Origin of the sequence: Nesterenkonia sp. CL21, assembly GCF_031705515.1 — a bacterium.
GTDB classification, from domain to species: domain Bacteria; phylum Actinomycetota; class Actinomycetes; order Actinomycetales; family Micrococcaceae; genus Nesterenkonia; species Nesterenkonia aethiopica.
In genome coordinates, this window is sequence record NZ_JAUTWR010000003.1 from 131,762 (window position 1) to 155,264 (window position 23,503).

Below are 23,503 nucleotides of genomic sequence, written 5' to 3' on the forward strand. Positions count from 1 at the left end.
TGGTCACCGCCCCGGGGAGCAGTTGTCCAGACCTGCCCGCACGTCAGAGCGCGTCGACAGCGGTACGGCTCAGTTCCGGTCCAACGACTCGACCGCCGAATCCATCATCGAGGCTCGGAGGTCCTTCAGAGACTGCAGCATCTCCTTGGAGGACTCGGCCACCCGGGCCCGCGCGGCGGCGTCCTTGCGGGCCGCGTAGGGGGCCATCGCCCGACCGATCAGGTCCAGCTCGTTGTCTGCCGAGCGGCGGATGTTGACCAGGTGCTTGGGTTCGAGCCCGTAGCGCGCCAGGACCCGCACAGCGCGGACCGCCTTGAGGTCATGGTGGCTGTAGTTGCCGTCCGCGTCCGCCCGGATGATCCGGAACTTCTCGAGCGTGTCGAGCATGCCGCGCGTCGCCCCCGACTGCGCCCGCAGCTCCTTGCGGGTCAACGGGCGGATCCGGCCGGTGATCTGCGCGGCCATCTCCGTGGTGACCTCGCGGGGACCCACAGGGGCCGCCTCGGGAAGCTCCTCGGGCTGCTCCCCCGCGTCCAGAGCGTCCATCGTCTTCTTGATGACGTCCAACGGCATGTAGCGGTCCCGCTGCAACGCCAGGATGAAGCGGAGGCGTTCGACGTCGGCGGCGCAGTACTTCCGGTACCCGGACGGGGTGCGTGCCGGCTCCACCAGGTCGCGCTCCTCGAGGAACCGCAGCTTCGACGCCGTCAGGTCCGGAAACTCGTTCTGGAGCTCCCGCAGGACCTCGGAGATCGTGAAGACATGCGTGGTCGCCGGGTCGACGTCCTCAGCGGACGCCTTCGGCTTCCTCATGGGCGAGACACTCACGGCGCATCCTCTTTCAGGCTCAGGGGGAAGGTAGAGGAGAACAGCCTCAGGATAACGTGCTCAGCAGTAAACGCGGCTCATTTGCTTCCTGCGTAGTAGGTGAGCCGGAATTTGCCGATCTGCACCTCGTCCCCCGCCTTGAGCGTGTAGTGGTCCACGCGGTCATGGTTGACGTAGGTGCCGTTGAGGCTGCCGAGGTCCTCCAGCTCGAACCCGCCGGCGATCCGACGGAAGGTCAGATGCCGACGAGACACCGTGACGTCGTCCAGGAAGATCTCCGCCTCAGGGTGACGGCCCACGGTGGTCACGTCCTTGTCCAGAAGGAACCGGGCCCCCTGATTGGCGCCGGAGTGGGCCACCAGCAGCGCGGACCCCTGCGGGAGCGCCGCGATGGCCTCCCTGTCGTCGTCGGTCAGACGCGGCTGTGCGGCACGCGCCTCGGCAGGCGGCAACGAGATGCTCGTGGTCTCAGCGATGTTCTCTCGCTCATCCGGTGCGCCAGAAGTCGTGGACACGGCGGCCTCCCTTCCCTTCGACGATGTCGTCTCAGCCTACCTGGCTTTCATAGTCTTCGGCAGACAGCAGGCCGTCCAGCGCGTCCGCGGCGGAGAGCTTGACCTCGAAGAGCCAGCCGGCGCCGTAGGGGTCGGAGTTGACCGAGCCCGGATCGGCCTCCAGGGCCTCGTTTACGGCCACGATCTCGCCCGCCACCGGGGCGTAGATGTCCGAGACGGACTTGGTCGACTCGACCTCTCCGACCACGTCACCGGCGGCCACCGTGCTGCCGGTCTCAGGGTGCTCGACATAGACGACGTCGCCCAGGGCGTCCTGGGCGAAGTCGGTGATCCCCACGCGGACCACGCCGTCGGTGTCCGTGGTGGCGACCCACTCATGCTCCGCGCTGTACTTCAGCTCGGCCGGGATGGTGCTCATGTTCAACTCCGCTCGTCATCGGGCAGGATCCGTGCACCGCTGGTGCGGCGGGACGGACGATCCATGGACAACTTAGCACCTGTTCCGGGCCAGGTCAGCCGAGGATCCCCTCGTGGAGCGCGCGCAGCACCGCATTGGTGCGGTCCCGGGCCCCGAGCTTCTGCAGGATGACGGAGATGTGGTTCTTCACCGTGCCCTCGGCCAGGTGGACCAGCTCCGCGATCTGCCGGTTTGGATACCCTTCGGCCACCAGGCGAAGGACTTCGAGCTCACGCGACGTGAGCTCCTCCACCCCGACGTCGGCGGCGCCGACCGGAGGAGGGCCGGAGCGGATCGCGCGCAGGAGTCGGTCGGTGATGGAGGGGGCGATGAGGGTGCCGCCCTCGGCCAAGGTGCGCACCGCCCGGGCGAGCTGTTCGACCGTCACGTCCTTGAGCAGGTAGCCGCGGGCGCCGTGCCGCAGGGCCTCCAGGACGAGGGCGTCGTCGTCGAAGGTGGTCAGCACCAGCACCGGCAGCTCGGAGCCCAGCTCCCCCAAGGCACCGGCCTCCAGCTGCTCCAGGAACCACAGGCCGTCGTGGCGAGGCATGCGCAGGTCCAGCAGGACCACGTCCGGGCGGGTGCGCGCGACGACGTCGAGGGCCTCGGCTCCGTCTCCGGCCTCACCGACCACTGTGGTCCGTCCCAGCTCCAACAGGGTGCGGACGCCTTGGCGCACCAGGGTCTGGTCGTCGACCACGACGACGCGAGGGTCCTCCCCGTGGCCGAGTTCGGGGGTCCCCGACGGTTCGGTGCTCATGCTCTGTCCGCCTCCTCGAGCGTCGATCCGGCGCGTCGTCCGTGCGCCGGAAGGTCCACCTGGACGGTGAACCGGCGTCGGGGGGTGACGGTCAGCGTTCCGCCGAGCAGCTCGACGCGCTCACGCAGGCCCGTCAGCCCGTGCCCCGGCGTGACGCTGGAAGGAGTGGTGCCGTCGTTGACCCCGGTGAGGACGATCCTGTCCTCCTGGCGCGCGACGTCCAGACGCAGCGTCCAGGCCTCCGAATGCTTGATGGTGTTGGTCATGATCTCCTGGGCCGCCCGCACCAGAACGTCCTGCTGCTGCTCATCGACCTCGACGTCGGTCTCCACCCGGATCCAGATGTCGAGGCTGGGCACCGCCGCAGCCACACGCTGGAGCGCCTCCGCGAGGTCACAGTGGTCGGCGGCGCGCATCTCTCCGACCGTGCTGCGGACGTCCCCCAGCAGCTTCTTGGCGAGCCCGCTCGCCCGCTCGACGTGTTCCGCCGCAGAATCGGCGCTGCGATGGCGCGCCGCCTCCAGCTCGAGGTTCAGCACCGTCAGCTGATGCCCGAGCAGGTCATGCAGGTCCCGCGAGATGCGCAGCCTCTCGGCGGTCTTCGCGGAATCCTCCAGCAGCACCGAGGCGGCCGTGAGCTCCACCGTCTTCTGCTCCAGGGCGGCCCGCATGCGGGCCTCCTGCTGCAGGCTCCAGGTGGACAGCACCGCCGCCAGGTGGATGAACAGGTAGAAGATCGGTGTGGCCACGTAGTCCACCACGCCCGCCCCATGGGCCCAGGCATGCACCGCGATCACCACGGTGTTCAGAGCGACGACACCCACGACGGCGGCCATCGGCACCACATAGGTGCCCACCGCGGCGACCACCACGAGGATGACCACCAGCATGCCCTGACCGGGCAGCGTGAGCAGCAGGGCCCACGAGCTCAGCACGGCGAGCGCGTAGCTGGCCAGCTGGATCCTGCGGTCCGTCACCGGAGCGGCGGCGAAGAACACGCCGACGAGGCATGCGACCAGCAGAGCGGACCAGGCGAGGACCGGGATGTAGGGACGCATGCCGGTCAGCAGGACCACCACCCCGACCCCGAGGCACAGCGCGAGGATCGCCGCACCGGCGCTGAATTCTGCGCGCCGCTGATGCGACGCCGACGTCCGTCTCTGGTGGGGGCCCATAGGGCGAGACTAGCGCGTCGGGGCTGATCCCTCTCCAGTGCCGAAAGTCATGTCCGACTCCATGACCGCCGGCACTGCCGCGCCGTCGCGCCCCGGGCGAGGCTGGAGACATGACGAACACACCGACGCTCGCGGTGGATGCCGAGCATCTGACCAAGCGATACCGCAGAACCACGACCAACGCCGTCGACGACATCAGCCTGAGCATCCGTGCCGGGGAGACCTTCGGGATCCTGGGCGCCAACGGAGCGGGCAAGACCTCCACGGTCGAGATGATCGCCGGACTGCGCCGTCCCACGTCCGGACAGGTCCGCATCCTGGGGCTCGACCCCTGGCGCGACCGCACCAAGGTGCGACGGGTCCTGGGCGTCCAGCTGCAGGAGGCGTCCCTGCATGACGCCCTCACCTGCGAAGAGCTGGTGGACCTCTATCGCAGCTTCTATCCGGACCCGCTGGGCACCGGGGAGGTGCTCGAGATGGTCGAGCTGCGGAGCAAGGCACGCACCCGCTTCTCCAAGCTCTCCGGGGGCCAGCAGCAGAGACTCTCCATCGCTCTGGCGCTGGTGGGCCGCCCGGAGGTCGTCATCCTCGACGAACTGACCACCGGTCTGGACCCGAGCGCCCGCCGCCGCGTCTGGTCGGCCTTGGAGGAGCTGCGGCGGCAGACCGTGATCCTGGTGAGCCACGCGATGGATGAGGTCGAGAGACTCTGCGACCGAGTCGCACTGATCGACGGCGGGCGGGTCATCGCGCAGGGAACCCCGGAGGACCTGAGGCGCCAGGCCGGCGCCTCGACACTGGAGGACGCCTTCGTGGCGCTGACCGGCCGGGCGTTCGACACCGACGACGAGGAGGAGACCTCATGAGCAGCACCCACCCGCAGCGGGAGCTCCAGGAGGAGCTGGCCGCCGTCCGACCCCACAGTCCGGGCCCCCGCGCCTGGTGGCGGATGACCGTCGCCGAGGCGAAGATGGTCGTCCGGGACACCGCAGGACTGATCCTGCCCCTGGGCATGCCGGTGCTGATCCTGGTGATGCAGGCGCTGGCGTTCGGTGACGAGGCCCTGACGGATGAGCTGTCCGTCCTCGACGTCTATGTGCTGCCGCTGATGCTGCTGATGGTGGTCGCCTCGGTCGCGGTGGTCAACATGCCCAGCTTCCTGGCCACCTATCGCAAGACGCACATCCTGCGGCGTCTTGCCGTCACCCCCGCGTCACCGGCGATGGTCCTGGTCGCCCAGGCCGTGGTGAGCGTGGTGCAAATCGTGGTGGGCATCGTCCTCGCCTTCACCGTGGCCAGCGTCCTCTTCGACGCGAGCCTGCCCACAGACGTAGTCGTGGCGCTGGCGGTGATGGGCGCCGCGATCGCCTCGCTGTACGCCATCGGCATGCTGGTCGCGGCCGTCTCGCCCACTCCGAACGCCTCCCTCGCGCTCGGGCTGATCGCCTTCTTCGGGCTGGCCGCCCTCGGCGGTCTCTTCGGTGGGATGCAGAACCTGCCGGAGACCCTGCAGAGCATCGGAGTGTGGCTGCCCTTCGGCGCCGCCGTCGAGGGCCTGCAGCAGGCCTGGCTGGGGCAGACCGTGGACGGCCAGATCTGGGTGGCGTTGGCACTGTGGACCGCCGTGGGCGGCGGCGCGGCGGCGCTGCTGTTCCGCTGGGAATGAGCCCCACGCCCCTCCTGGGACACCAGAGCGAGGCGGGCGCCTCACCCCTGGTCAGGGGTGAGGCGCCCGCCTCACGAGTGCGGTGCCCTCAGGACTCCCGCTGGGGGGCGGCCCGCTCGGCGTCGCGCTGGCGGTCCTCCCTTGCCATCCGGGTCAGCTCAGCGCCGGCCTCGGCGTCCCGGGTGAGGTTCTCCCCGGTCGCCGGATCGAACAGATGGATCCTCCGGGAGTCCACCCACAGCGTGGCGGCGTCTCCACCGCGCAGCCGGGACGTGGCATCCACAGAGACCACCAACTGGGTGCGCAGCTCGTCGGCGTCCATCTCCTCAGCCAGCGTCTGGAGGACCTCGGCCACCCGGGGGTCGTTCTCATAGGAGACGTACACGTACTGCTCGTTGCCGAGCCACTCGGTGTGGGTGAGCGTCGCCTCGAACGTCGTGCCCTTGGCGAGCTGCGTCTCCGTGAGCGTGGCGGCATCCTCGAAGAAGTCCGGCCGGATGCCGGCCAGCACGATCTCCTTGCCCCGCCCCGCGTCGGCCGTCCCCTCGGGCAGCTGGATCTCCCCCAACGGTGTCTGCAGGACGTCTCCCTCCACCGTGCCGGGGAGGAAGTTCATGGACGGGGCCCCGATGAAGCCGGCCACGAAGAGGTTGGCCGGCTGCTCATAGAGCTCCCGCGGGGAGGCGATCTGCTGCAGGACCCCCTTCTTCAGCACGGCCACCCGGTCGCCGAGGGTCATGGCCTCCGTCTGGTCGTGGGTGACGTAGACGCTGGTGGTGTTGAGGCTGCGCTGCAGCTGCGAGATCTCTGCACGCATTTGGCCGCGCAGCTTGGCGTCCAGGTTGGACAACGGCTCGTCGAAGAGGAACGCATTGGCGTGCCGGACGATCGCGCGACCCATCGCCACCCGCTGCCGCTGACCGCCGGAGAGGTTCGCCGGCTTCCGTTCGAGATGATCCGTGAGCTCCAGCATGTGTGCCGCCTGCCGGACTCGGTCGTCCACCTCCTGGTCGGAGAACTTCCCCTTCGTCAGCCGCATCGGGAAGGCGATGTTCTCATAGACGGTCAGATGCGGGTACAGAGCATAGTTCTGGAAGACCATCGCCAGGTTGCGGTCCCGGGGAGCCTTCTCGTTGACCCTCTCCCCGTCGATCAGCAGATCGCCGGAGGTGATGTCCTCCAGGCCCACGATCATCCGCAGCAACGTGGACTTTCCGCAGCCGGACGGACCGACCAGAATGACGAACTCGCCGTCCTCGATGTCGATCGAGACGTCGTTGACGGCGGGGAAGCCGTCGTCGTACTTCTTCACGATGTTCTTCAGGGTGATGGATGCCATGCTGACGTCTCCTCCACGGTCTCGACGCTGCGCGCAGCGTCCGGGTCTTCAGGTCTGGGACTCCCGCCCTGCGGGATGCTGAGTGAGCCGGCGACGCCGGTCGGTGCGGGTACGGTCATCCCTTCACCGCCCCCTGCGTCAGGCCGGAGACGATCTGACGCTGGAACAGCAGCACGAGGACCACCACGGGGATGGTCACCACGATCGCCGCCGCGGAGATCGCACCGGTGGGCTCCTCGAACTGGGAGGCTCCGGTGAAGAACGCCAGCGCCGCCGGGACGGGGCGTGCCGCCTCGGTGGAGGTCAGCGAGATCCCGTAGACGAAGTCGTTCCACGCGATGAAGAAGGCGATGATCGCGGTGGTGAACACCCCGGGCATCGCCAGCGGGACGATCGCCCGACGGAAAGCCTGCCACTGGGTGGCGCCGTCCACCTGCGCCGCCTGCTCCAGCTCCCACGGGATCTGCCGGAAGAACGCGGCCAGCGTCCAGATGGAGATCGGCAGGGTCAGCGACAGGTAGGGGATGATCAGGCCGAGCCACGTGTCGTAGAGCCCGATGACGCGCCACACGTTGAACAGCGGTGTGACCACAGAGATCACCGGGAAGATCGAGACCGCCAGGGCCGAGGCCAGGATGACCTTCTTGCCGGGGAAGTCCAGCCGGGCGATCGCATAGGCGCACAATGTAGCGAGCACCACGGCGACGAACGTGGCGATCAGCGTGATGCCGATGGAGTTCCGCAGCGCCGTCAGAAACAGCTCCTGCGCGTTGCCGAAGAAGATCATCTCGTAGTTCTGCCACGTCCACACCGTCGGGAGGAACGTGTTGTTGCCGAGGTCTCCGGGCGTCTTGAAGCTCGTCGCCAGGATCGCGGCGACGGGGAACAGTGCGTAGCCCAGCACCACGACAGTCAGCACGGTCCAGGCCAGGCGCTGGCGGCCGGTGAGCGTTCCGGAAGCAGCCATCACTTCTTCCCTCCCTTGCCGCCGGCGTCCGTGCCGCTGGCGAGATCGACTTTGAAGAACTTGATCGCGACGAAGCAGATCAGCAGCACGCACAGGAACAGCACCACCGAGATGGCCGAGCCGAGCCCGATCTCCAACCGTCCGATCGACGTCCGGTAGGCCAACAGCGAGAGCACCTCGGTGCCCGCATCGCCTCCGGTCATGATGAACACGTTGTCGAAGATCCGGAACGCGTCCAGTGCACGGAAGAGCACCGCCACCATGATGGCGGCCTTCATGTTGGGAATCGTCACCCGGGACATCTGCTGCCACCAGGTGGCCCCGTCCACCCGGGCGGCCTCCAGGAGCTCATCCGGGACCTGAGCCAGTCCGGCCAGCAGCAGCAGCGCGATGAACGGGGTGGTCTTCCAGATCTCCGAGGCCATGATCACGGTGATCGCGGTGCCGAAGTTCGCAAACCAGTCGAGGTCTCCCCCGATGCCCGGCACGAAGCCGAACCAACTGTTCACGAACCCGGAGTTGATGTCGAACATGTAGTACCAGGCGAAGGCCGAGACCACGGTGATGATGCCGTAGGGCACCAGGATCGCGGTCCGGAGCATGCCCCGCAGGCGCTTCAGGGCCCGGTGCATCACCAGGGCCAACGCGAAGCCGAGCACCAGTTCGACGGCCACGGTGACCACCGTGATGAGCACCGTGACCAGCAGGGCGCGCCAGAAGACGCCGTCGGTGAAGATCGTGGCGTAGTTGGACAGGAACACGAAGTGTCGCTCGTCCGGGGCGGTGAGCCGGAAGGAGAAGAGCGAGTCGAAGACCGCCTGACCGATCGGGTAGGCGGTCACGGCGAGCATGATGACGAAGGCGGGTCCGGCCAGCAGCCAGCCGAGGCGCGCCTCCGCCTTGGCCCGATCGGACTTCGCGGCGCGGTGCTGCACCGCAGCCTCCCGCCGGGCTCGGCGGCTGTCGTCAGCGGTGGTGGTCACAGGAGACGCTCCCCTCTCAGCACCTCACCCACGGTGGTGTCGGCCTCGGCGGGGGTCCGCTCGGGGTCGACACCGCTCAGCGGGGTGTAGTTCAGCTGGATCGTGGTCGAGATCTCGTTGTAATAGGGCGTCTGAGGTCGCGGAGCGGCATTGTCCAGGGCCTCGCGGATGTCGTCGGCCATCGGGAAGTCCTCTTCGACCTGAGGGTCGTCGAAGGCCGCCTCCGAAGAGGGCGGGTTCCCGTTGGTGACGAAGTACTCGGTCTGGTTCTCGGGGGCGACGATGCATTCGATCGCCTCATAGGCCAGCTCGGGGTGCTCGGACTGGGACCCCACCCCGAGGTTGATCCCGCCCAGCGGAGGTGCCGACGGGGTGTCGGCATCCATACGCGGATACTGCGCCCACCCGATGTCGTCGGGCAGCTCCGCATCGACCGTCCCGTCCTCGGCGGCCGCGTTGGTGGCCGCCCAGACGAACGGCCAGTTGACCATGAAGGAGCCGGCGTCCCGCTGGAAGAGCAGCATCGACTGGCCCTCGTCCATCGACGCGATGCCGGGGCCGCCGAGCCCTTCTGCACCGATGCGATGCAGCACCTCGGCCGCCGCTCGACCCGCGTCGGAGTCCAATGCGGTCTCCAGCTCGTCGGCCGGTGCGGTCGGGTCGGTGATGATCGACTCGCCCTGGGACTCGATCAGGGCGTTGAGCCATACCGTCATCGACTCGGCACGGATGCCCTGGACGGCGAGGTGCTTGTCCTGCTCCTCGGCGACGTCCATGATCTGTTCCCAGGTGACCGGCTCGTCCATGTCGAGCCCGGCCTCCTCCACCACGGATTCGCGGTACCAGAGGAGCTGGGTGTTCGCCCAGAACGGGATAGTGACCAGTTCGTCGCCCCACATCGCGCCGGCCAGCGCGCCGTCCAACGTGTCGGCAGTGGTGCGTTCTGCGACGTCCTCGGGCACCGGGGCAAGGAATCCGGGCTCTGCGAGCTCGGGGATGAACGGCGGGTCGAGGCTCATGATGTCCAGCGAGGTGTCCCCTGCCGCGAGGCGTCGGGCGAGCTGCTCACGCTGGGACGGGGCATCATTGGGCAGCAGCGAGGTCTGGATCCGGTAGGCGCCGTCTGACTGGTCGGTGCACCTTTCCGCGATCACCTGCTGGCCGCCGTCATCGGGGTTGATGTACCAGGTCAGGACAGGGGTGGCGTCTCCGTCACCGCAGGCGGAGAGGAGAAGCCCTCCGGCGAGGATCGCGGCCGCCGCGCGGGCCGGGCGTGATCGCGAGCGGCGGGCCGACGTCGCGGATCTCCTCCTCCGCGGACCGCCCGCGACCCTCGCAGGGCCTCCGGGAATCGATGAATCGGGCATGGACCGTCCACCTCTCTCAGGTCGGGGTGGCATCGCCGAGGAAAGGGTCAGGAACAGGTGCGCCCCCCCCGGCGATCGTTCTGTGAGTGCCCTCACTATATACCCCGAGAATCCCTGATCAGAGGGGTGACATACCTGCCTCAAGCACGGCTCACGCGGCAGACGGTCCTGGGCGGCTCGAGGGGGACGGGCCGCGGATGCAGGAATCCCCCGCCGGAACGGTCCGGCGGGGGATTCCTGAGGTGGGGGATTCCTGAGGTGGGGGCGCTGTGGCCCGCCTGCGACGGCTTCGGTCAGGCAGACTTCCTGCGCAGCTTCTTGACCTCGGCATGAGTGAGCAGCACAGGCTCGGCACCCTCTCGGACGACCTCCTCGGTGACGGTCACCTGCGCGACATCGTCACGACTCGGCAGGTCGAACATCACAGGATTCAGCACCGCCTCCAGGATCGACCGCAGTCCGCGGGCCCCGGTCCCCCGGGCTTCGGCCTGCTCCACGACGGCGGTCAGCGCGCCCTGTTCGAACTCCAGGTCGATGCCGTCGAGGGCGAAGATCTTCTGATACTGCTTCAGCAGCGCATTGCGCGGCTCGGTGAGGATGCGGATCAGGGCCTCCTGGTCGAGGTCCTCGACCGTGGCGACCACAGGTAGGCGTCCGATGAACTCAGGGATGAGGCCGAACTTGTGCAGATCCTCGGGTTCGACGTCGGCGTAGGTGATGTCATCCCGGCTGATCGTGTTCAGCGGCGCGCCGAAACCGATGCCCTTCCGACCCGCGCGCGAGCCGATGATCTCCTCCAGCCCGGCGAAGGCGCCGGCCACGATGAACAGCACGTTGGAGGTGTCGATCTGCATGAACTCCTGCTGCGGGTGCTTCCTCCCGCCCTGCGGGGGGACGGAGGCCACTGTGCCCTCGAGGATCTTCAGCAGCGCCTGCTGGACACCTTCTCCGGAGACGTCGCGGGTGATCGAGGGGTTCTCAGACTTCCGCGAGATCTTGTCGATCTCGTCGATGTAGATGATGCCCTGCTCGGCCTTCTTGATGTCCCCGTCGGCGGCCTGGATCAGCTTGAGCAGGATGTTCTCCACGTCCTCGCCCACGTAGCCGGCCTCGGTCAGCGAGGTGGCGTCGGCGACGACGAACGGCACCTGCAGCTTCCGGGCCAGCGACTGTGCGAGGTAGGTCTTGCCCGATCCGGTGGGCCCGACCAGCAGGATGTTGGACTTCCCGATCTCGACGTCGTCGAGGGGCCCCTTCTCGAGCGAGGCGGTCTTCTTCGCCGTGCCGAGCGCCTGAATGCGCTTGTAATGGTTGTGCACCGCCACCGCCAGGAGCCGCTTGGCCTTGTCCTGACCGATGACATACTCGTCGAGGAAGTCGTGGATCTCCCGGGGAGTGGGGAGCTCGAAGTCATCAGGCTCCTGAACCTCGTTGAGGTACTCCTCGATGATCTCGTTGCAGAGCTCGATGCACTCGTCGCAGATGTACACTCCGGGGCCTGCGATGAGCTTGTACCGCACCTGCTTCTGACTCTTCCCGCAGAAGGAGCACTTGAGCAGATCGGCGCTCTCTCCGATTCGTGCCATGCCTCGCAATCCCCTCAGATCATCGGGTCCGGTCGTCCCGGGGCCTGTGCCGTCGGAACGGTGACCGCCCTCCCAAGGCGGTACGGATCAAGACTACGTCACCGCGGTGACATCCTTGGCGACCATGACTCGCCGTGTGTGTGCCGGGTCCTCCGCCGAGAGGCGGAGGACCCGGCACACACACGCAACGCTCAGACGGGCAGCTTGCGGGAGGTGAGGACCTCGTCCACCAGGCCGTAGTCCTTCGCCGCGTCCGCGGAGAGGAACTTGTCCCGGTCGATGTCCTCGCTGACCTGCTCAGCGGACTTATCGGTGTGCTGGGCCAGCACCTCTTCCATCCAGGTGCGGATGCGACGGACCTCGTCGGCCTGGATGGCCAGGTCGGTGGCCGTACCCCGCTGGCCGCCCATGGAGGGCTGGTGGATCAGCACGCGGGCGTTGGGCAGCGCCAGGCGCTTGCCCGGGGTGCCTGCTGCCAGCAGCACCGCCGCCGCGGAGGCCGCCTGCCCCAGGCAGACGGTCTGCACGTGCGGACGGATGAACTGCATCGTGTCGTAGATGGCGGTCATCGCAGTGAAGGAGCCGCCGGGCGAGTTGATGTAGAGGGTGATGTCCCGCTCGGAGTCCATGGACTCCAGCACCAGCAGCTGGGCCATGATGTCATCGGCCGAAGCGTCGTCCACCTGGCTGCCGAGGAAGACGATCCGGTCCTCGAACAGCTTCGCGTAGGGGTCCTGACGCTTGAAGCCGTAGGGGGTGCGCTCCTCGAACTGCGGAAGGATGTAACGGGACTCCGGGGCGGGCATGTGCGGCATCGCCTGCGGGATCTGGGTGACGTCGTGGTTCATCGAAATTCTCCTGAAGTGTCCTGGTGGCCGGTCTCGTCGTGGCCTGTGTCGTCCGGGAGGTCTCAGACTCCGCCGCCGCCGGAGACGGTCGAGGAGCGCTGGGCGATCTTGTCGAAGAAGCCGTACTCCAGCCCCTCCTCCGCGGTGAACCACTTGTCACGGGCGTTGTCGTTGAGGATGGTCTCCACCGACTGGCCGGTCTGCTCAGCGGTGAGCTCGGCCATGACCTGCTTCATGTGCTTGATCAGCTCCGCCTGGATCCGCACGTCGGACTCGGTGCCACCGATGCCGCCGGAGGGCTGGTGCATCAGGATGCGCGCGTGCGGAGTGGCGAACCGCTTGCCGGGAGTGCCCGAGGAGAGCAGGAACTGCCCCATCGAGGCGGCCAGGCCGGTGGCGACGGTGACGACGTCGTTGGGGATGAACTGCATCGTGTCGTAGATGGCCATCCCGGCGGTCACCGAGCCGCCCGGCGAGTTGATGTAGAGGTAGATGTCCCGCTCGGGGTCCTCGGCCGAGAGCAGCAGCATCTGGGAGCAGATGGCGTTGGCGTTCTCGTCACGGACCTCCGACCCCAGCCAGATGATCCGCTCCTTGAGCAGACGGTTGTAGATGTAGTCGTCGCGGGACGCCGGGTCCACGGTCGACATGCTGGGCAGGCTCTCAGACATGGACGTTCCTCCACTCCAGTGTTCTCTCACGTCAGGACGGTCGAGCGGCGCCGCGAGATCGTCGCGCGCCGCGCAGGACCGTCCGTGCTGTCCCCGACATTACCTGGTGACCGCCCCGGGCCGAGGCGTGCCGCGGCGTCGTTCGCTGTTGGCGCAGGGTGCGGAGCTCCGTACTCCGACGCACCCCCTGCTCACGACGACGGCGGGCCGCCGGGCCTCTCGGCTCAGCGGCCCGCCGTCGTCGGGCTCAGTGCTGGGTCAGCACCGGTTCAGCGCGTCACGGACACGGACTCACTCCGGTCCGGCGGCTGCTCACTTCTGCTCGTCGGACTCCTCGTCCGCCGAGTCGGCGTGCTGCTCGTCGGCGGCCGTCTCGGTCTCAGCGACCTCGGCGACCTCCTCGGCGGCGCCCTCCTCCTCGTCGTCACCCTGCGGGGTCACGAAGTCGGACAGGTCGACGTCGTTGCCCTCGGAGTCCTTCACGACGGCGAGCTCGAGGACCTTGGCCAGCGCCTTGCGGCGGCGGACCTCGCCCATGATCATCGGCACCTGGCCGGCCTGGTCCAGCATCTGCGCGAACTGGTTGGGCTCCATGCCGTACTGGGAGGCCGTGGAGACGATGTACTCGATGAGCTCGCCCTGGTCGACGCCGATCTCCTCCTTGTCGGCGATCAGGTCCAGCACGATCTCGTTGCGGAATGCCTCGCGGGTCTGCTTCTCGATCTCCTCGCGGTGCTCCTCGGTGTCGTGGTCGTCGCCCTCGGCGTGGCCGCCCTGGCTGAAGTGCTGCTCCACCTGTCCCTCCACCACGGAGGCGGGGACGGGGACCTCGACGAGCTCCATGAGCTTCTCCAGGACCTTGTCGCGGGCCTCGACGCCCTGCTCCACGACGAGGTTCTCCTCGGCCTTGGTCCGCAGGTCTGCGCGGAGCTCCTCGATGGTGTCGAACTCCGAGGCCATCTGGGCGAACTCATCGTCGGCCTCAGGCAGCTCGCGCTCCTTGACGGCCTGCAGGGTCACCTTCACGGAGGCCTCCTCGCCGGAGTGCTCACCTCCGGCCAGGGTGGTCTCGAAGGTCGCGTCCTCGCCGGCGGAGAGTCCTTCGAGGGCCTCGTCGAGACCCTCCAGCATCGTGCCGGCACCGACCTGGTAGGACAGGCCGGTCGCGTTGTCGACCTCTTCGCCGTCGATGCTGGCGGCCAGGTCGAGGGTCACGAAGTCGTCGGTCGCCGCGGGCCGCTCGACGTCCTTGAGGGTGCCGAAGCGCGAGCGCAGCTCGTCGAGCTGCTCCTGCACGGCGTCCTCGTCAGCGGTGCGGGCCTCGACCTCGACCTCGAGGCCTGAGTACTCGGGCAGCTCCACCTCCGGCTTGACGTCCAGCTCACCGGTGAACTTCAGAACGCCCTCGTTGGTCTTGGGGTCCGGGATCTCCTCGATCTCCACCTCGGGGCGGGACAGCGGAGCGATCTCGGCCTCGGCCAGGCCCTGCTGGTAGAACTCGTTGAGGCCGTCGTTGATGGCGGTCTGGACGACGTACTCGCGGCCGACGCGCTGGTCGATGATCGGCGCGGGAACCTTGCCCTTGCGGAAGCCGGGGATCTGAACCTGCTCCGCGATGCTCTTGTATGCGGCCTTGATCTTGGGCTCAAGCTCCTCAGAGGTCACCTCGACGGTGAGCTTGACTCGAGTCGGGTTCAGATTTTCAACGGTGCTCTTGACCACGTGGGGGCTCCTGATAGATGACGACTGATCATGTCTGATGCGAGCTCTGGCAGAACCCGCAGCGTCGGCCGCGGCCGAGCGGCGCCGCGAGCTTCGATGCTCCCGCTGCGCCTCGGCCGCCGTCGGGGTGACAGGATTTGAACCTGCGGCCTCACGCTCCCAAAGCGCGCGCTCTGCCAAGCTGAGCTACACCCCGATCGCCCGCCACCCGGACTGCGCGGCCCCCCGCAGCGCGGAGGAGACGGCGCCCGACAGACGGCACGGACCGATACACAATAGCGCGCCGCCGTCGGTCACGGCGAATCCGCGCCGCACTCTGCGGCAAGAGCCCGCGTCAGGTCTTCCATCAACAGCGCCTGCGTCCGTTGGTCCTGCTCGGCGTCTGGCTGAGGCCAGCTGGACAGTTTGACCATGACCGTGGACGACTGCGGATCCAACCAGAGGTGCTGACCATGGATGCCGAGGCCGGTGACGTTGCCGCGCCGGTTTCCCGTGCACCACCACTGCCGCGTATAGGAGCCGCCGGGGTAGACCGAGGTCCAGCCCTGGTCGACCATCTGGCGGGGATCTCCGCCAGCCAGGATGCTCTCGGCCCACTGCGCCGCGACCACGCGCCCTCCGGGCGCTCGTCCGCCGGCCAGCACCATCTCTCCTACCCGGGCGAGGTCGCGCGCCGTGCAAGAGACTCCGCCGTCGGCATGGGCGAATCCCGATCGATCCACCGTCACCATGGCATCATGATCCGGGCGAAGTCTGGACCACACACGATCAGCCAGCTGGTCTACGTAGCGGGCCCCGGTGGCCCGCTCGATCGCCCAGGCCAGCACATCAGTGGTCGCCGAGCAGTACTGGAAACGCCCCTGGGGACCCGCGCCGGTGAGCGTGCGCAGAAAGCTCCACGTGTCACCAGGGTCGCCCGGCCGGGGCCCTCTCCAGCCAGCGCTGCGGTCATGACGTTGCAGCTCGGATCGAGGGTTCAGATAGTCCTCGTCGTAGTCCACGCTGACTGTCATATCCAGCAGGTCAGCGATGGTAGCTCGGGCATAGGCCCCCTCAGCCAGCTCCGGTACGTAGCTGATCACGCGGTCCTCAAGACTCCACAGACCGTCCATCGTCAGCGATCCCGCCACGAGCCCGCACAGCGACTTTGACACGCTCATGATCAGATGCTGGTCATCCGGCCCGCAGCCGGGGGCGTACCACTGCGCGGCGACCTGTCCCTGACGGACGACGAGCAGAGCATCCGTGTGAGTCTCTTCGAGCCGATGCGAGAGATCTGGAACCCGCATCAGCAGCCTGGGCATCTCCCCCGCTTCATCACCTGCCGCAGCGCGGGAACCCGTCGACCGGCGATGGATGCGCGCTGACGGCAGGACCTCGGAGAGGTGGGTGAACGCCCAACGGACGTGCGGGGGTTCCTGCCAGGTGTCGATGGTGGGGCGAAGCGGCACTGCCGGCCTGAGCCGGTTCACCGGCGCGGACAGGTCTGCCTGGGGAGGACGTCCACCCTGGGTCATCGCGCTCCTCCTCGCCGCTCATGGGCGACCGACCACCTGTGCATACGCCGACCTCCGCGCGTCATGGTGGCATACACGGCGCCCGCGACGATCGCTGAGACCGGCACAGAGAGGTCCAAGCCTCCCAGCGCCGCTGAGAGCGGGCCGGTGCCGAGCTCGGTGGTGAGGGCCAGCGTGCCAGAGGCCATCCCTGCCAGGAGTGCGGTCAGTCCGGCGGGGCTGCAGCCGGCCACACCCCAGTAGGGGCTGTTCGCCGTCGCGTCCAGCAGCCCCGGCCCGTCATAGCGGTATCGACGCATCAGTGCGTCCAAACACAACAGTGTCATCGTCGGGGCCGAAATCACGATCAGAAGCTGCAGCAGCAGGTTCACCGCTTCGAGCAGTCCGGTGGAGAACACCAGCACGAGGGTCAGTCCGGTGGCGACCAGGCCCACCGCCACAGCCGCGGTGGTCCTCCTCATCGGGAGTCCGATCGCCTGCAGCACCATGGATGCGGTGTAGGTGGTCATGGCGTTCAGCGCCACCGTGTTCAGCACCACGCCGAGCACGAAGAGCACGCCCAACCAGGCCGGCAGCAGCCCCAGCAGGGCGTGCTCCACCCCGATCTCGAGGGCCACAGGGCTCATGGCGGTGGCCAGCAGCGCTCCGACGGCCGTGAAGACGATGCACGGCAGGGCGCCGCCGGCGGCGGTGGCGATGGCGATCCGCCATCGCGGAGTCTCTTGGGGGAGGTATCGCGCCATGTCCGGGCTGTTCGAGAAGGACAGCGGGGTCGAGGCCAGCACGGCGAAGCCGATGCTCAGCACCACCCAGAGGTGGATCCCCTGCAGCGGCTCCGGCTGGCGGAAGCCCCAGTCGACCGCTGTCAGGCTCACCGCCGTGACCAGAACGAATATCACCAGCAGGATCCCGGTGATCCAGCCATAGGCCCGGGTGATGAGTCCATGCCCGTATACGGCCACCAGCACGGTGGTCACGGAGACGACGATGGTGACGGCCACACGAGCCGTTCCTGAGTCGGCCAGTCCGGCCATGGTGACGATCTCGGCTCCCATGTAGGTCGACGCCAGCCAGTTCAGCGCGAGGAACACCGCAGAGATGAGACCCCCGTAGACGACCATCACGCCGGAGTTTCCACGGATGCCATAGACAGCACGGGTGATCGCGGAACTCGCGGTACCGGCCGCAGGACCCGCGGCAGCGGCGACTCCGGTGAGGATCCAGGGCAGGTTGCCCACCACGATGAGGATCATCGCCTGCCACAGCTCGAGCCCCATGAAGATCAGTGACGCACCGATGGTGAAATTGAGCACGCTGACCATGGGAGCGGCCCACACGAAGAGAAGGTCCCGAGGACGTCCTCTGCGCTCGTGCTGCGGCACCAGCCTGATGCCTCGTGTCTCAAGCTGCACCGATGGTCTCGCCGGGGCATGCCCTCCATCGCGCCTCCCCCCAAGACTCACCTCGGCCGCACCACCTGCCTCCCGCAGAGAGATCCGGACTTCAGCATGCCCGGGCATCTCCTGGGCTCGATGGTCGTGTGCCATGACATCTCCCTGCTCCAGTGCACGATCCGCACCGGTCACGCCGGTTATTGGTCTTATGACCAACACTCTGTTGGTCACTCATCCAATAAGATGGAAGGCATGGTGTCAAGGGTCACATCCACGAACTCCCGCAAGGCCCCCGGCGAACGTCGGGACGAGATCATCGCGGAAGCTGCCCGACTGGCGGTCACAGCGGGCCTCGAGAAGATCACTCTGCGGGCCGTCGCCGCCGGCATCGACGTCAGGCCAGGCCTGATCAGCCATTACTTCCCCACTGTCGAGGATCTTCTGGTGGTCGCGTGCGAACGCGCACTCTCGGACGAACGCACTCGACTGATCCCCGCAGAAGGTGCACCGCTGACACGGCTGGCCCGAATGATCGCCCGGCTGGAAGGTGGCCACGCCGACGATCTGGCCCGACTGTGGCTCAACGCCCGCCATCTCTCTCGGCATCACCCGCGCCTCGGAGAGGCACTCGTGGCCCAGGAGGAGCAGGACAGAGAGCGTCTGATGGGGCTGATCCGGGACGGCATCGCCGAGGGGGCTTTCCCTGCGCAGGATCCATTCGCCGCCTGCGTCCGCATATTCGTCGCCGTCGACGGCGCCGGGGCGTACGTGAACTCACCGACACCCTTCGACCATGTGACCTACCACCGATTCATCACCGACGTCGCCCAATGGGCCCTCGGGATCACCGATGACTCCCTTCGTCAGGCCGTCGACTGTGCCACCGCCGAACTGATCAGGCCCTGAGACGTGGACGCGACACCACAAGTGCCGGAACGGAAGAAGCACACTTCACGAGCCGCCCGGCACCTGCGATCTCACAGCAGAGACGCCGCTCGCCCTCGCCGTGTCGCCACCAGCATCACGAGCGGACCAGATCGATCTTCGGTCCGTGGAGCGTCGTCACTCAGGGCTCGTAGTGGATCGGCGCATTCGGCCCCAGCGGCAGGTCCAGCCACATCCAACCCGTGGTCATCAGCGTCCAGGCCGCCATGAAGGCCAGCGAGTACGGCAGCATCACGGAGATCAGGGAGCCGATGCCGATGCGCTTGTCATACTTCTGCGCCACTGCGATGACGATCGCGAAGTAGGTCATCAGCGGGCTGAGGATGTTCGTGGCGGAGTCCGAAACCCGGTAGGCCGCCTGGGTGAACTCCGGAGAGATGCCCAGATGCATCAGGATCGGCACCATGACCGGGGCGAGCATGGCCCATTTCGCCGAGGCCGACCCGACCAGCAGGTTCACCACGGCCACGAAGCCCATGAACAGCAGGATCAGCGGCAGCCCGGTGAGATTGATGGACTCCAGGAGGTCGGCTCCGCCGACCGAGACCAGCAGGCCGATGTTCGACTGGTTGAAGTAGGCGATGAACTGGCCAGCGGTGAAGGCCAGGACCAGGAACATGGCCATCCCGGCCAGCGTCTTGGAGACATGGTTGATCACGTCCGTGTCATTGCGGACCACCTTCGTGACGATTCCGTAGACGAGCCCTGGCACGAAGAACGCGATGATGATGACCACCACCAGGGAGCTCATGAACGGCGATTGGACGACCGCGCCGTCCTCGCCGCGCAACACACCGTTCTCCGGGACGATGAGCAGCAGGAGCAGACCCACGGTGATCACCAGCGAGATCCCGGCGGCGATCATGCCCTTCTTCTCCACGGCGGTGATCTTCAGGGCCGAGCGGTCCTGATCCGCCAGGACGCCTTCGCCGTGCCAGGAGCCGAGGCGCGGCTCGACCACGAACTGGCTCACCAGGGTGCCGACGACGGCCAGCAGCGCGGTGGAGGCGATGATGAACCAGTAGTTCATGGCGAGATTCATCTGCTCGGCATAGGCCGGGTCCACGGTCGCGGCGGCCTCGATCGTGAGCTCACCGAGCATGACGTCGGTGGCCGAGAGCAGCAGATTCGCGCTGAACCCTGCCGAGACGCCTGCGAAGGCGGCGGCGATGCCGGCCAGAGGGTGGCGCCCCACGGCGATGAACAGGATGGCCGCCAGCGGGGGCAGCACCACGTAGCCGGCGTCGGAGGCGACCGAGGACATGATGCCTGCGAAGACGATGCCGAAGGTCACCAGGAACCGCGGGATGGACAGGATGAACGTCTTCAGCGCCGTGCCGATCAGCCCGCTCTGCTCGGCCATGCCGATGCCGATCATGGTCGCCAGGACCACACCCAGCGGCGCGAAGTTGATGAAGTTGTCCACCGCTGAGGTGAACATCCATTCGATGCCCTCCGCGGAGAGCAGGTTGAAGACCTCGATCTCCTCGCCCTCCAGGGGGTCGATGACGCTGATCCCGGCCTGCGAGAGAGCCCAGGACAGCACGACGACGAAGGCCGCGAGCAGAGCGAACAGCGTGGCCGGGTGCGGCAGCTTGTTGCCGAGGAGCTCGACGATGTCGAGGAAGCGCTGGAAGAGGCCGTGTCGCTTCCCCGAACCGGTGATGGGTCCGCGCGGGGCGTCCTCGCCCTCGGGTCCTGACGCGCTTGAGCCGGGTTCCGGCTCCTGAGTGGTGGTGCTCATCGGGTGGGTGTCCCCTCGGATTGTTGTGCACAAGACAAGACACCCGACGGCGGGTCGGCCGGCGGGCGCTGAGGCACACCATATTGCGTCGACTTGTGATGTGCGTCAACTCTGACGCACCCGTGAGCACTGTCACAGGCGTCTTCCGAGGTCAGTGACCAGCAGTGATGTGCCTCCGAGCCTCCCCGGAACGTCCGAGTGTCTCGGCGCACCGGACCGGCTGGAGTCCGCTCCCTGCAGCGGGCCGCCCCTCCTCCCGGCAGGGAACTCCGTCACCTCCTGTGGGTCTCGACGGCGCGCACGGGCGCATCCGCAAGGCCGGCTTCTCCTGAGCGGTCGATGGTCCCGCCCGACGACCATGCCTGACGATTGCGTCACTCCAGGTCAGACCTGGTTCGATCACACTGGTGTGCTGTCATCCTGCCAGGCGCGCCTGCCTCGGTCGGTGCCGGTTCCGGCCCCGAGATCTCGTGGAATCCGGTGAGGCGCGCTGGTCTTGTGGGCCCTGTCATCGAGGCATACTCTGGCGGCATCCGCTCAGGAACCGCCGAGCGGGCAGAGCACTGAGGAGTCCTGTCATGACCAGTCTCGCCACCGTCACGTCCTGCGCCGCCACGTCGTGCGCCTTCAACGACGGCGCCTGCCGCGCTGATGCCGTCACCATCACCGGTTCCGCCGGCTCCCCCAGCTGTGGGACCTTCATCGCCCTGGATGTCCGCGGCGGTCTGCCGACCGCTGAAGGACACGTGGGGGCGTGCCAGCGCTTGGAGTGCGTCCACAACACCGACCTGATGTGCTCCGCCGAGGCCGTCACTGTCGGTGGTGACACCGCGAACTGTCTCACCTACTCACAGGAGTGAGCTGACGGGGCGCCCGAGGACTCGGGGCCTCAGGCCACCTGCACGCGCCAGGCCCGCAGCGCGGCCTCGAATCCGGCCGCATCCGTGACCGGCTGGTCGAACGCGATCAAGACGGCCCGCACCTGATCGCCCTCGCGCACGAGCCACGTGCACCCCTCGGCGTCGACGTCGAGCAGCATCTGCTCCACTGACCCGTCGAGCTCCCGCGGAGCCGGCAGGGTCCGCCCGAGGATGCCGCGCCGCACACCGTGCGCGAGTTCTTCCATCAGCCGCGCCACGACCTCGGGGGCGAGTGCAGCGGCGGTGTCCAGCGCGCTCCATTCTTCGATGCCCAGCGGCCATGCCCCTGGCTGCGCCACCTGGTCCCACGGAAGCTTCTCCACGTCCTCGCGGGCGTGGACCAGAACGCTGTCGCTCTGCACCATGGCCACCCGCGCGAATGGCGCCGCGGCGGCTGCGACCAGCTCGTCTGACAGGGCGTGCTCGGTGAGCGCATGGTGGGCGGCATCGGGACTGAGCATGTGCACGCGACCCAGCCCATGGAGACTCGCGACCTGCACCCGGACATGCGCCTGCGCACCGAACTGGTCGATCTACAGCCGGACGTCGGCCTCATCTCCTTCGGCAGCGGTCGGCGTGCCCTCTGATCCCAGGACGACGAGCCAGGCGCCGACGTCGGTCATCCCGTGGGCGAGGACCGCCAGCTCCCGCTGTGGCTCCTCCCGATATGCCACGAGACTCAGCCGACCGGCGCCCGCCAACAGCCGCTGGGCCGTCGACGTCGCGCAACGACGGCGCAGCGCCACCCCGTCGACCAGACGCGCCACATCGCGCGCAGTGCCTGCCCTCTCACCGGCCATAGCGACTCCCTCGGATGGGTCGGAGGAGCCGGACGCCCGCTCCGCAACAGATCCTCATCCATTGAAGCACAGCCACAGACCTTTAGGGCACACAATCATGAGGTAATTCACGCCCTCGATCCCTCGCAGGGCTCCCGTGCGCCACGCCGGCTCACGATCAGTGCAGGTCAGCCTTCCGGCTGGTGACGGTCACCGAGAAAGCTCGATCACTCCCAGCGGACGTCATCGGGCGACTTGTCACCCCGCAGACCCCTCCACACGGCCCGACTCAGGGAGGCGGACGTCTGGCCGGGAGAGCTCTAGGCCACGGCGTCGCTGTCGCTCAGGTCCTGCAGCGGGTCCAGCCCGTCTGCCACGCGCCGCAGGACCTCATCGCATTCGAGCTGCCGCAGATCAGGATCCTCCAGCTCCTCCCAGGTACGAGGCGCCGCGACGGTCGGACGCGGACGTCCTCGCAGGGAGTAGGGGGCCACGGTGGTCTTGCTTCGGCTGTTCTGGCTCCAGTCGATGAACACCTTGCCCCGTCGGGCGGACCGGTCCATCCGACTGACCACCTGGTCAGGATGCTCCTTCTCAAGCGCCTGCGCGAGCTCCTGGGCCACAGCGGACACCTCGGGAGAAGTGCGTGAGCCGTCAAGCGCCGCATACAGGTGGATCCCCGCCGAGCCGGAGGTCACCGGGATGCCGGTCAGCGCGATGCCGTCCAGCAGCTCGGCGCACCAGCGGGCCACCTGGGCACAGTCACGCAGGTCCGAGCCGTCTCCGGGGTCGAGGTCGAGGACCATGCGGTCCGGTGGCTGCGGGTCGCCGGCGTCGTCGACACGCCACTGGGGGACGTGCAGCTCGAGGGCCGCCACCTGACCGAACCATGCCAGCACCGCCTCATCGTCCACCAGAGGGTAGGTGGTGGTGTGATCCTGGTGCTGCTGATCGATCCGCGGCACCCAGTCCGGGGCGGAGTCTTCGAGGGCTTTGCGGAAGAAGGGCTTCATCGGGCTCTCCGCCGTGCCGACACCGTCGGGCCACCTCTTGCGGGTGACCGGGCGGCCACGAAGGTGCGGCACCATCACCGGAGCGACAGCCCGCAGGTACTCCTGCACGTCGGCCTTGGTCATACCGGTGGCCGGATACATCTCCTTGTCCAGATTGGACAGGCTGAGTCGTCTCCCTGCCACCGTGACGCGCCTGCGCTGTGCTGACGAGCCTGTCGACATCGGGAACCTCCTGTCTCCGACGGCCGTTCCGATCACCAGTGTCAGGCACCTCCGTTCCCGGCGGAACCGCTGCGGCGCCTCGCAA

Annotated in this window: 23 protein-coding genes and 1 tRNA gene; 4 read left to right on the plus strand and 20 right to left on the minus strand. The window is 67.6% G+C overall.

The window, feature by feature from the left end; translation table 11 throughout:
• Positions 1-69 precede the first annotated feature (69 nt).
• The 5 genes from Q7C18_RS07135 to Q7C18_RS07155 all read right to left on the minus strand — a co-directional run bounded on the left by Q7C18_RS07135 (position 70) and on the right by Q7C18_RS07155 (position 3,735).
• Entirely contained in the window at positions 70-813 is a 744-nt protein-coding gene (locus tag Q7C18_RS07135; RefSeq protein ID WP_070160446.1) for a MerR family transcriptional regulator, read from the minus strand.
• Positions 814-905: 92 nt separating this feature from the next.
• On the minus strand, positions 906-1,343 hold the full coding sequence (locus Q7C18_RS07140) for an FHA domain-containing protein (RefSeq protein ID WP_070160448.1): 438 nt from the start codon (positions 1,341-1,343) through the stop codon (positions 906-908).
• A gap of 31 nt (positions 1,344-1,374) precedes the next feature.
• Positions 1,375-1,761: a glycine cleavage system protein GcvH gene (gene gcvH / locus Q7C18_RS07145; protein ID WP_070160450.1), complete on the minus strand. Its 387-nt coding sequence runs from the start codon at positions 1,759-1,761 to the stop codon at positions 1,375-1,377.
• Between the two features lie 94 nt (positions 1,762-1,855).
• Complete coding sequence (locus tag Q7C18_RS07150) at positions 1,856-2,560, minus strand: response regulator transcription factor (protein WP_311024778.1); 705 nt, start codon at positions 2,558-2,560, stop codon at positions 1,856-1,858.
• Positions 2,557-3,735, minus strand: a complete 1,179-nt coding sequence (locus tag Q7C18_RS07155; protein WP_311024779.1) for a histidine kinase — start codon at positions 3,733-3,735, stop codon at positions 2,557-2,559. The genes Q7C18_RS07150 and Q7C18_RS07155 overlap by 4 nt, the downstream gene beginning before the upstream one ends.
• 110 nt (positions 3,736-3,845) lie before the next feature.
• Here Q7C18_RS07155 and Q7C18_RS07160 point away from each other — a divergent pair, with 110 nt between their 5' ends.
• A complete protein-coding gene (locus Q7C18_RS07160; RefSeq protein ID WP_311024780.1) occupies positions 3,846-4,601 on the plus strand; it encodes an ABC transporter ATP-binding protein in 756 nt (251 codons plus the stop codon).
• Positions 4,598-5,401, plus strand: coding sequence for an ABC transporter permease (locus Q7C18_RS07165; RefSeq protein ID WP_311024781.1), 804 nt, complete (start codon positions 4,598-4,600; stop codon positions 5,399-5,401). Before Q7C18_RS07160 ends, Q7C18_RS07165 begins: the two co-directional genes overlap by 4 nt.
• A gap of 88 nt (positions 5,402-5,489) precedes the next feature.
• On the opposite strand, the gene Q7C18_RS07170 is transcribed toward Q7C18_RS07165, so the two are convergent.
• The 11 genes from Q7C18_RS07170 to Q7C18_RS07220 form a co-directional block, all read right to left on the minus strand.
• On the minus strand, positions 5,490-6,740 hold the full coding sequence (locus tag Q7C18_RS07170; protein ID WP_311024782.1) for a sn-glycerol-3-phosphate ABC transporter ATP-binding protein UgpC: 1,251 nt from the start codon (positions 6,738-6,740) through the stop codon (positions 5,490-5,492).
• A 115-nt stretch (positions 6,741-6,855) separates the two neighbouring features.
• Entirely contained in the window at positions 6,856-7,707 is an 852-nt protein-coding gene (locus Q7C18_RS07175) for a carbohydrate ABC transporter permease (protein ID WP_070160512.1), read from the minus strand.
• Positions 7,707-8,690, minus strand: coding sequence for a carbohydrate ABC transporter permease (locus tag Q7C18_RS07180; protein ID WP_396954345.1), 984 nt, complete (start codon positions 8,688-8,690; stop codon positions 7,707-7,709). The genes Q7C18_RS07175 and Q7C18_RS07180 overlap by 1 nt, the downstream gene beginning before the upstream one ends.
• Entirely contained in the window at positions 8,687-10,057 is a 1,371-nt protein-coding gene (locus Q7C18_RS07185; protein WP_085437088.1) for an extracellular solute-binding protein, read from the minus strand. The genes Q7C18_RS07180 and Q7C18_RS07185 overlap by 4 nt, the downstream gene beginning before the upstream one ends.
• Positions 10,058-10,350: 293 nt before the next feature.
• A complete protein-coding gene (gene clpX, locus Q7C18_RS07190; RefSeq protein ID WP_070160462.1) occupies positions 10,351-11,643 on the minus strand; it encodes an ATP-dependent Clp protease ATP-binding subunit ClpX in 1,293 nt (430 codons plus the stop codon).
• Between the two features lie 191 nt (positions 11,644-11,834).
• On the minus strand, positions 11,835-12,491 hold the full coding sequence (locus Q7C18_RS07195) for an ATP-dependent Clp protease proteolytic subunit (protein WP_070160464.1): 657 nt from the start codon (positions 12,489-12,491) through the stop codon (positions 11,835-11,837).
• Between the two features lie 62 nt (positions 12,492-12,553).
• Positions 12,554-13,141, minus strand: coding sequence for a ClpP family protease (locus Q7C18_RS07200; RefSeq protein WP_070160513.1), 588 nt, complete (start codon positions 13,139-13,141; stop codon positions 12,554-12,556).
• 333 nt (positions 13,142-13,474) lie between these two features.
• Positions 13,475-14,884: a trigger factor gene (tig, locus tag Q7C18_RS07205; protein WP_311024783.1), complete on the minus strand. Its 1,410-nt coding sequence runs from the start codon at positions 14,882-14,884 to the stop codon at positions 13,475-13,477.
• A 122-nt stretch (positions 14,885-15,006) separates the two neighbouring features.
• A tRNA-Pro gene (locus Q7C18_RS07210) sits at positions 15,007-15,080 on the minus strand.
• A 97-nt stretch (positions 15,081-15,177) separates the two neighbouring features.
• Entirely contained in the window at positions 15,178-16,401 is a 1,224-nt protein-coding gene (locus Q7C18_RS07215; protein WP_311024784.1) for a serine hydrolase, read from the minus strand.
• Positions 16,398-17,864, minus strand: coding sequence for a cytosine permease (locus Q7C18_RS07220; RefSeq protein WP_311024934.1), 1,467 nt, complete (start codon positions 17,862-17,864; stop codon positions 16,398-16,400). The genes Q7C18_RS07215 and Q7C18_RS07220 overlap by 4 nt, the downstream gene beginning before the upstream one ends.
• A gap of 183 nt (positions 17,865-18,047) precedes the next feature.
• Between Q7C18_RS07220 and Q7C18_RS07225 the strand changes: the two genes are divergently transcribed.
• Entirely contained in the window at positions 18,048-18,701 is a 654-nt protein-coding gene (locus Q7C18_RS07225; protein ID WP_070160470.1) for a TetR/AcrR family transcriptional regulator, read from the plus strand.
• Positions 18,702-18,861: 160 nt separating this feature from the next.
• Here the strand turns inward: Q7C18_RS07225 and Q7C18_RS07230 are convergent, their stop codons facing one another.
• On the minus strand, positions 18,862-20,484 hold the full coding sequence (locus Q7C18_RS07230) for an AbgT family transporter (RefSeq protein WP_311024785.1): 1,623 nt from the start codon (positions 20,482-20,484) through the stop codon (positions 18,862-18,864).
• Positions 20,485-21,062: 578 nt separating this feature from the next.
• On the opposite strand from Q7C18_RS07230, the gene Q7C18_RS07235 reads away from it, so the two are divergent.
• The gene (locus Q7C18_RS07235) at positions 21,063-21,344 is read left to right on the plus strand and encodes a DUF1540 domain-containing protein (protein WP_085437085.1); all 282 of its coding nucleotides are present in this window, start codon (positions 21,063-21,065) and stop codon (positions 21,342-21,344) included.
• A 29-nt stretch (positions 21,345-21,373) separates the two neighbouring features.
• Here Q7C18_RS07235 and Q7C18_RS07240 read toward each other — a convergent pair whose 3' ends face one another.
• The 3 genes from Q7C18_RS07240 to ligD all read right to left on the minus strand — a co-directional run bounded on the left by Q7C18_RS07240 (position 21,374) and on the right by ligD (position 23,418).
• The gene (locus Q7C18_RS07240; protein WP_311024786.1) at positions 21,374-21,865 is read right to left on the minus strand and encodes a hypothetical protein; all 492 of its coding nucleotides are present in this window, start codon (positions 21,863-21,865) and stop codon (positions 21,374-21,376) included.
• Between the two features lie 72 nt (positions 21,866-21,937).
• Entirely contained in the window at positions 21,938-22,204 is a 267-nt protein-coding gene (locus Q7C18_RS07245; RefSeq protein ID WP_311024787.1) for a hypothetical protein, read from the minus strand.
• A 299-nt stretch (positions 22,205-22,503) separates the two neighbouring features.
• Complete coding sequence (gene ligD, locus Q7C18_RS07250) at positions 22,504-23,418, minus strand: non-homologous end-joining DNA ligase (RefSeq protein ID WP_311024788.1); 915 nt, start codon at positions 23,416-23,418, stop codon at positions 22,504-22,506.
• Between the last annotated feature and the right edge of the window lie 85 nt (positions 23,419-23,503).

Excerpts from the sequence above, each read along its gene's own strand:
- Q7C18_RS07135 (WP_070160446.1), bottom strand. The coding sequence starts at position 813 with ATGAGGAAGCCGAAGGCGTCCGCTGAGGACGTCGACCCGGCGACCACG.
- gcvH (WP_070160450.1), bottom strand. The coding sequence starts at position 1,761 with ATGAGCACCATCCCGGCCGAGCTGAAGTACAGCGCGGAGCATGAGTGG.
- Q7C18_RS07150 (WP_311024778.1), bottom strand. The coding sequence starts at position 2,560 with ATGAGCACCGAACCGTCGGGGACCCCCGAACTCGGCCACGGGGAGGAC.
- Q7C18_RS07155 (WP_311024779.1), bottom strand. The coding sequence starts at position 3,735 with ATGGGCCCCCACCAGAGACGGACGTCGGCGTCGCATCAGCGGCGCGCA.
- Q7C18_RS07160 (WP_311024780.1), top strand. The coding sequence starts at position 3,846 with ATGACGAACACACCGACGCTCGCGGTGGATGCCGAGCATCTGACCAAG.
- Q7C18_RS07165 (WP_311024781.1), top strand. The coding sequence starts at position 4,598 with ATGAGCAGCACCCACCCGCAGCGGGAGCTCCAGGAGGAGCTGGCCGCC.
- Q7C18_RS07170 (WP_311024782.1), bottom strand. The coding sequence starts at position 6,740 with ATGGCATCCATCACCCTGAAGAACATCGTGAAGAAGTACGACGACGGC.
- Q7C18_RS07175 (WP_070160512.1), bottom strand. The coding sequence starts at position 7,707 with ATGGCTGCTTCCGGAACGCTCACCGGCCGCCAGCGCCTGGCCTGGACC.
- Q7C18_RS07185 (WP_085437088.1), bottom strand. The coding sequence starts at position 10,057 with ATGCCCGATTCATCGATTCCCGGAGGCCCTGCGAGGGTCGCGGGCGGT.
- clpX (WP_070160462.1), bottom strand. The coding sequence starts at position 11,643 with ATGGCACGAATCGGAGAGAGCGCCGATCTGCTCAAGTGCTCCTTCTGC.
- Q7C18_RS07195 (WP_070160464.1), bottom strand. The coding sequence starts at position 12,491 with ATGAACCACGACGTCACCCAGATCCCGCAGGCGATGCCGCACATGCCC.
- Q7C18_RS07200 (WP_070160513.1), bottom strand. The coding sequence starts at position 13,141 with ATGTCGACCGTGGACCCGGCGTCCCGCGACGACTACATCTACAACCGT.
- Q7C18_RS07215 (WP_311024784.1), bottom strand. The coding sequence starts at position 16,401 with ATGACCCAGGGTGGACGTCCTCCCCAGGCAGACCTGTCCGCGCCGGTG.
- Q7C18_RS07225 (WP_070160470.1), top strand. The coding sequence starts at position 18,048 with ATGGTGTCAAGGGTCACATCCACGAACTCCCGCAAGGCCCCCGGCGAA.
- Q7C18_RS07230 (WP_311024785.1), bottom strand. The coding sequence starts at position 20,484 with ATGAGCACCACCACTCAGGAGCCGGAACCCGGCTCAAGCGCGTCAGGA.
- Q7C18_RS07235 (WP_085437085.1), top strand. The coding sequence starts at position 21,063 with ATGACCAGTCTCGCCACCGTCACGTCCTGCGCCGCCACGTCGTGCGCC.
- Q7C18_RS07240 (WP_311024786.1), bottom strand. The coding sequence starts at position 21,865 with ATGCTCAGTCCCGATGCCGCCCACCATGCGCTCACCGAGCACGCCCTG.
- Q7C18_RS07245 (WP_311024787.1), bottom strand. The coding sequence starts at position 22,204 with ATGGCCGGTGAGAGGGCAGGCACTGCGCGCGATGTGGCGCGTCTGGTC.
- ligD (WP_311024788.1), bottom strand. The coding sequence starts at position 23,418 with ATGTCGACAGGCTCGTCAGCACAGCGCAGGCGCGTCACGGTGGCAGGG.